The 6,040-nt window shown below is 46.1% G+C and carries 8 protein-coding genes; 7 read left to right on the top strand and 1 reads right to left on the bottom strand.

Annotated features, from left to right (window positions below; all coding sequences use genetic code 11):
- From hisC to hisIE, 6 genes are all read left to right on the top strand, one after another.
- A partial coding sequence (hisC, locus tag AACT21_RS05365) for a histidinol-phosphate transaminase (protein ID WP_094164619.1) occupies positions 1–752 on the top strand: 752 nt, incomplete at its 5' end.
- An 80-nt stretch (positions 753–832) separates the two neighbouring features.
- A complete protein-coding gene (gene hisB / locus AACT21_RS05360; RefSeq protein WP_094164618.1) occupies positions 833–1,906 on the top strand; it encodes a bifunctional histidinol-phosphatase/imidazoleglycerol-phosphate dehydratase HisB in 1,074 nt (357 codons plus the stop codon).
- On the top strand, positions 1,906–2,568 hold the full coding sequence (gene hisH / locus AACT21_RS05355; protein WP_013857093.1) for an imidazole glycerol phosphate synthase subunit HisH: 663 nt from the start codon (positions 1,906–1,908) through the stop codon (positions 2,566–2,568). Before hisB ends, hisH begins: the two co-directional genes overlap by 1 nt.
- 13 nt (positions 2,569–2,581) lie before the next feature.
- Positions 2,582–3,319: a 1-(5-phosphoribosyl)-5-[(5-phosphoribosylamino)methylideneamino]imidazole-4-carboxamide isomerase gene (hisA, locus tag AACT21_RS05350; protein WP_019281965.1), complete on the top strand. Its 738-nt coding sequence runs from the start codon at positions 2,582–2,584 to the stop codon at positions 3,317–3,319.
- On the top strand, positions 3,301–4,074 hold the full coding sequence (gene hisF / locus AACT21_RS05345; protein WP_017044649.1) for an imidazole glycerol phosphate synthase subunit HisF: 774 nt from the start codon (positions 3,301–3,303) through the stop codon (positions 4,072–4,074). The genes hisA and hisF overlap by 19 nt, the downstream gene beginning before the upstream one ends.
- Positions 4,071–4,706: a bifunctional phosphoribosyl-AMP cyclohydrolase/phosphoribosyl-ATP diphosphatase HisIE gene (gene hisIE / locus AACT21_RS05340; RefSeq protein ID WP_017043909.1), complete on the top strand. Its 636-nt coding sequence runs from the start codon at positions 4,071–4,073 to the stop codon at positions 4,704–4,706. The genes hisF and hisIE overlap by 4 nt, the downstream gene beginning before the upstream one ends.
- Before the next feature lie 51 nt (positions 4,707–4,757).
- Here the strand turns inward: hisIE and AACT21_RS05335 are convergent, their stop codons facing one another.
- Positions 4,758–5,441: a pseudouridine synthase gene (locus AACT21_RS05335; RefSeq protein WP_217898750.1), complete on the bottom strand. Its 684-nt coding sequence runs from the start codon at positions 5,439–5,441 to the stop codon at positions 4,758–4,760.
- A gap of 361 nt (positions 5,442–5,802) precedes the next feature.
- Between AACT21_RS05335 and AACT21_RS05330 the strand changes: the two genes are divergently transcribed.
- A partial coding sequence (locus AACT21_RS05330; RefSeq protein WP_141195275.1) for an NADP-dependent isocitrate dehydrogenase occupies positions 5,803–6,040 on the top strand: 238 nt, incomplete at its 3' end.

The following is a 6,040-nucleotide window of genomic DNA, read 5'->3' as shown; positions in this document are numbered from 1 at the left end:
CTATTTTATACTGTCCGCCGACTTATGGTATGTACGCGATTAGCGCTGAAACGTTCGGTGTCGAACGTAAAGTTGTGCCATTAACAGCGGATTGGCAGCTCGACCTGTCAGCCATTTGTGCCAATTTGGACAGCGTGAAGCTGATCTTCGTTTGTAGTCCTAATAATCCAACCGGCAATTTAGTTAAGCGCCAAGATATTATTGCTTTGCTGGAAATGACTAAAGACCGCGCTATTGTGGTGATGGATGAAGCCTACATTGATTTCTGTCCAGAAGCCTCAACCGTTGATTTATTAGCGCAATACCCGAATTTGGCGATTTTACGCACCTTATCCAAAGCGTTTGCGCTTGCAGGTTTGCGCTGCGGTTTTACTTTGGCCAATAAAGAGCTGATTGATGTGCTGCAGAAGGTAATTGCACCTTATCCCGTGCCAATTCCGGTAGCAGACATTGCCGTGCAAGCGTTATCAGAAGCTGGGCTTGCTCGTACCAAATTCCAAGTGTTGGATCTCAATGCAAACCGTGCTTACTTACAAGCAGGGTTGTATATGGTGCCCAATTTAACTGTGTTTGAAGGGTGGGGAAACTACCTATTAGTGAAATTTCCCGATGGTGATGCGCTGTTTAAAGCCGCTTGGGATCACGGCATTATTTTACGCAATTCTCCGATTGAAAATTGCGTGAGGATCAGTATCGGTAATCGCGAAGAGTGTGAAAAAACACTCGCTTTTATTCGCAATTATTATCAGTAATCGAGCACCATAAATAGCCCAAAATGAATAAGAGCCAGTCGTTTAAGTGACGTTACTGGCCAATAGAAAAGGATATTCCAGTGAGCAAACAGCAAAAAATTCTCTTTATTGATCGTGACGGAACCTTAATTGTTGAGCCTCCGGTCGATTTCCAAGTTGATCGTTTAGACAAACTGAAACTAGAGCCGTATGTGATCCCAAGCCTACTGGCTTTGCAGGCTGCGGGTTATCGGCTGGTAATGGTCACCAACCAAGATGGACTGGGGACGGATAGCTATCCTCAAGCGGATTTCGATGCCCCTCATGCGATGATGATGGACATTTTTCAGTCTCAAGGAGTGATCTTTGATGATGTGCTGATTTGCCCGCACTTTGAAAAAGATAATTGCTCTTGCCGCAAACCCAAACTGGGGATGGTTAAAGAGTATCTGCAAGGAGGCAAAGTCGATTTTCAGCAATCAGTGGTGATTGGCGATCGAATGACCGACCTGCAACTGGCTGAAAATATGGCGATCCGTGGTATTCAGTATCATTCGAAAAGTATGGGATGGCGTGAAATAGTTAAAGACTTAACCGTGAAAGCGCGCAGCGCCGAAGTGGTAAGAACCACTAAAGAGACCGATATTAAAGTTGCGGTCAATTTGGATGAAACGGGTGGTAATCAAATTACAACGGGGTTAGGTTTTTTTGACCACATGCTTGACCAAATCGCAACCCATGGTGGTTTTCAATTGAAGTTGAGCGTCAATGGTGATCTGCACATTGATGATCACCACACCATTGAAGATACCGCATTAGCACTCGGGCAAGCCTTAAAAGAGGCATTAGGCGATAAGCGTGGTATTGGTCGTTTTGGTTTTTCGTTGCCGATGGATGAGTGTTTAGCACAATGTGCGCTCGATCTATCGGGTCGCCCTTATCTGAAATTTGAGGCCACCTTTACACGTGAGCAAGTGGGCGATCTCTCCACTGAAATGGTATATCACTTCTTCCGTTCATTAACCGACACTTTGGCCTGTACGCTACATCTCTCATCCAGTGGCGAGAATGATCACCATATTATTGAAAGTTTGTTTAAGGCTTTTGGCCGCACATTGCGTCAAGCCATTAAAGTGGAAGGCAATGAACTACCTAGCAGCAAAGGAGTACTGTAATGTCGTCAGTCCGCGAAGCGATGAGTGATAACAGCAGCCAGCCGCAGAAGGTCGTCATCATTGATACAGGCTGCGCTAATGTGTCTTCCGTGAAATTTGCCATCGAACGCTTGGGTTACCCAGTCACTATTTCAAAAGATCCTGATGTTGTGTTGACGGCAGATAAGCTGTTTTTACCCGGTGTCGGTACGGCAAGTGAGGCGATGAAAAATCTGCAACAGCGCGATTTAATCACCTTGGTGAAACAGGTTGAAAAGCCACTGCTCGGCATCTGCTTAGGCATGCAACTGTTAGGTCAGCTGTCAGAAGAAAAAGGACAGCAAGCTAACGATCAAGCTAATGACATTGTTGAATGCTTGGGGTTATGTGACGGCGAGGTTCGCCTGATGGATACAGGCGATTTACCACTGCCACATATGGGTTGGAATACGGTCAATGCCGAAAGAGGCCATCCTCTGTTTAAAGGCATTGAGCAAGGCGAATATTTCTATTTTGTCCATAGCTACGCCATGCCCGTCGGTGAATACACGATTGCTGAATGTGAATACGGCAAGCCTTTCACCGCGGCGCTGCAAAGCGGTAATTACTATGGTGTCCAATTTCACCCAGAGCGCTCATCCAAAGCCGGCTCGGCACTGATCAAGAACTTCTTGGAATTATAAAAGGGAATTAGCAATGATTATTCCAGCATTAGATTTAATTGATGGCCAAGTGGTTCGCTTATTTCAAGGCGATTATGGTCAAGTTACCGAATACAAAGTGGATCCTGCAGAGCAGTTTCGCCTCTATCATCAGGCTGGAGCTAACTGGTTGCACCTTGTCGATTTAACGGGTGCAAAAGATACCTCAGCCCGACAGCTTGATCTGATTGCCAAACTGCTTGCCAGTACCCCTGCCAATATTCAAATTGGTGGCGGTGTGCGTAGTGAGCAAGATGTGGTGGATTTATTAAATGCGGGTGCGCAGCGCGTGGTTGTCGGTTCTACGGCCGTAAAACAGCCTGAATTAGTCAAAGGATGGATGGAAAAGTATGGCGCAGAAAAAATTGTGCTAGCGCTCGACATCAACATTGATCAAGACGGCACACGTAAAGTGGCCATTTCAGGTTGGCAAGAAGATTCAGGTGTAACGATAGAAGCCTTGATTGATGATTACCTAACGGTCGGTTTGACACACGTATTGTGCACTGATATTTCCCGCGATGGCACACTAGCCGGTTCTAACGTTGAGTTGTATATCGATTTATGCAAACAGTACCCACAAGTACAGTTTCAATCCTCAGGTGGTATCGGTAGCTTAGCGGACATCAAAGTCTTAACAGGCAGTGGTGTTGCTGGCGTGATCGTCGGTCGTGCCTTATTAGATGGTAAGTTCACCGCTCAGGAGGCATTCGAATGTTGGCAAAACGCATAATTCCTTGTTTGGATGTCCGCGATGGACAAGTAGTGAAAGGGGTGCAGTTTCGCAATCACGAAATCATTGGTGATATCGTACCGCTTGCAAAACGCTACGCCGAAGAGGGCGCGGATGAGTTGGTGTTTTACGACATTACCGCGTCGAGTGATGGCCGAGTGGTGGATAAAAGTTGGGTTGCGCGTGTCGCGGCAGTGATTGATATTCCATTTTGCGTCGCGGGCGGTATTAAATCTGCCGAAGATGCTGCGCGAATTTTAGAATTTGGTGCAGATAAAGTCTCCATTAACTCTCCAGCACTCGCTAACCCACAGTTGATTACTGACTTGGCGGATAAATTTGGCGTGCAATGTATTGTGGTCGGCATTGACTCTTACTTCGATCAAGAAACGGGTCAGTATCAGGTCTATCAATTTACTGGCGATGAGACGCGCACCAAAGCAACACAGTGGCAAACTTGCGATTGGGTACAAGAGGTACAAAAACGTGGTGCGGGTGAAATCGTATTGAATATGATGAACCAAGACGGCGTGCGTAATGGTTATGATCTACAGCAACTCCAGAAGGTACGTGCTGTGTGTCGCGTGCCACTTATCGCTTCTGGCGGGGCGGGAACGATGGAGCACTTTGCGCAAGCTTACCAACAAGCTCATGTCGATGGCGCGTTGGCGGCATCGGTTTTTCACAAGCAGATCATCAATATCGGCGAATTAAAACAATATTTACAAGCAGAAGGTGTAGAGGTAAGACGATGAGTTTTCAAGTATCGAGTGCGGTTGCACTTTCTGAGCGTATTGATTGGAACAAAGTTGATGGCCTTGTTCCGGCGATAGTGCAAGATTTTCAATCAAGTCAAGTGCTTATGATGGGTTACATGAACCAAGATGCGTTGCAAAAAACCGCGCAAACAGGCCAAGTGACGTTCTTTTCTCGCAGCAAACAGCGCCTTTGGACCAAAGGAGAGACCTCAGGTCATGTGTTACAGTTGAAAAACATGGCGCTCGATTGTGATAACGACACTTTATTGGTCAAAGTGAATCCCATTGGGCCAACGTGCCATACTGGAACCACAACCTGTTGGGATAACGATGCACAAGAAGAGTCTCAAATGGTGTGGCTTCATCAGCTTGAGCAGCTATTGGCTGCCCGCAAGAGTGCCGACCCTGATTCCTCTTACACCGCTAGCCTTTATGCCCGTGGAACAAAGCGTATTTCGCAGAAAGTGGGCGAAGAGGGCGTTGAAGTTGCGCTTGCGGCGACGTCGGGCGATAAGGCGGAGTTAGTGTGCGAGTCGGCTGATTTGATTTATCACTTATTGGTGCTATTACAAGACCAAGGATTAGCGTTGAGTGATGTGATTGATAAGCTTAAAGAACGCCATAAATAAACACAGTGAAGCCTCTTAAATTAAAGAGGCTTCCGTTTTTTGAGAGCGCTGTCAGAGAGTGATTTCTTTCCACTCACCGGGTTGTAGATCGCCTAAAACAATGTCGCCCATCGCGTAGCGCACTAAGCGCAGTGTTGGAAAGCCAATATGCGCAGTCATACGTCGTACTTGCCGGTTTTTACCTTCAGTAATGGTAATCGCAAGCCATGTGGTTGGGATTTGTGCGCGAAAACGAACCGGTGGATTACGTTCCCACAAGGTAGGCGGTTGCAAAATCTCAACCTTGGCAGGCAGCGTCATGCCATCTTTTAGCTCTACACCTTGGCGCAATTTATCTAAATCGTTTTGAGCGGGTTCTCCTTCTACTTGAACCCAATACGTTTTTGGTAATTTTGACTGCGGCTGCGTTAGTCTCGCTTGCAAGATGCCGTCATTGGTGAGCACCATCAAGCCTTCGCTGTCTCTGTCCAAACGACCTGCGGCATACACCTCTTTTACGGGAATAAAATCAGCGAGAGTTTTGCGCCCATCACCATCGGTAAACTGGCTTAGCGTATCAAAAGGCTTATTAAAGATGATGATTTTTCGATCAGCAAGTGATACTCGTTTTTTTACCTCTTCTGCAGATGAAGAGGAGCGGGCGGTTGAACGTTGATGTGGATCGCGCCGTTTAAAATGAGAAGAGCCAGAGGGTTTTGATACTGATGAAGAATCACGACGCAAGCGGGATGACATGTTAACTACCTTGCAAAAATGTAAATGAAGTGTGTTTGAAAGTTTTCTGAACTTTGGATTTAAGCTATGATTTGCGCGCCCAGAAACAGGATTGACGCACAAGATAATAGACTATTATCCTAGTTTTGTTTAATTATACTCAACCCATGCTATTTGGATTCAGTATCAATAAAGGGTTTGGGTGTATACGTATTTTCACTCAATGACTAAAATCGGATAACGCTCAACGACATTCGATTCAGTTTTTGAAAGAGTGACGCTATCGTGTTCAAGTCGCGAGGATGCTAACCCACTTGACACGGACAATCACACAGCGCTGTTTCATCCAATGGTGCTGCTAGAACAAATAGGGAAATTTTTCATGCCTACAGAAAAACCTACAATTATTTATACCATCACAGACGAAGCACCAGCACTGGCCACTTATTCTTTATTGCCGATTATCCAATCCTTTACCGCCTCGTCAGGCATTAGCGTTGAAACCCGCGATATTTCACTGGCTGCGCGTATCCTCGCCAGCTTCCCAGAACATTTAAAAGAAAATCAACGTGTAAGTGATGCGCTTGCCGAATTAGGTGAACTGGCGACCAAACCAGAAG

Source organism: Vibrio sp. V08_P9A1T1, assembly GCF_963874405.1.
Taxonomy (GTDB): domain Bacteria; phylum Pseudomonadota; class Gammaproteobacteria; order Enterobacterales; family Vibrionaceae; genus Vibrio; species Vibrio anguillarum.
Note: the sequence above shows the minus strand (reverse complement) of the source record. Positions and strands in the feature narration are given on the sequence as shown.

What these genes read in the sequence shown, in the direction of transcription:
- hisH (WP_013857093.1), top strand. Translation starts at nt 1,906, where the DNA reads ATGTCGTCAGTCCGCGAAGCGATGAGTGATAACAGCAGCCAGCCGCAG.
- AACT21_RS05335 (WP_217898750.1), bottom strand. Translation starts at nt 5,441, where the DNA reads ATGTCATCCCGCTTGCGTCGTGATTCTTCATCAGTATCAAAACCCTCT.
- hisF (WP_017044649.1), top strand. Translation starts at nt 3,301, where the DNA reads ATGTTGGCAAAACGCATAATTCCTTGTTTGGATGTCCGCGATGGACAA.
- hisIE (WP_017043909.1), top strand. Translation starts at nt 4,071, where the DNA reads ATGAGTTTTCAAGTATCGAGTGCGGTTGCACTTTCTGAGCGTATTGAT.
- hisA (WP_019281965.1), top strand. Translation starts at nt 2,582, where the DNA reads ATGATTATTCCAGCATTAGATTTAATTGATGGCCAAGTGGTTCGCTTA.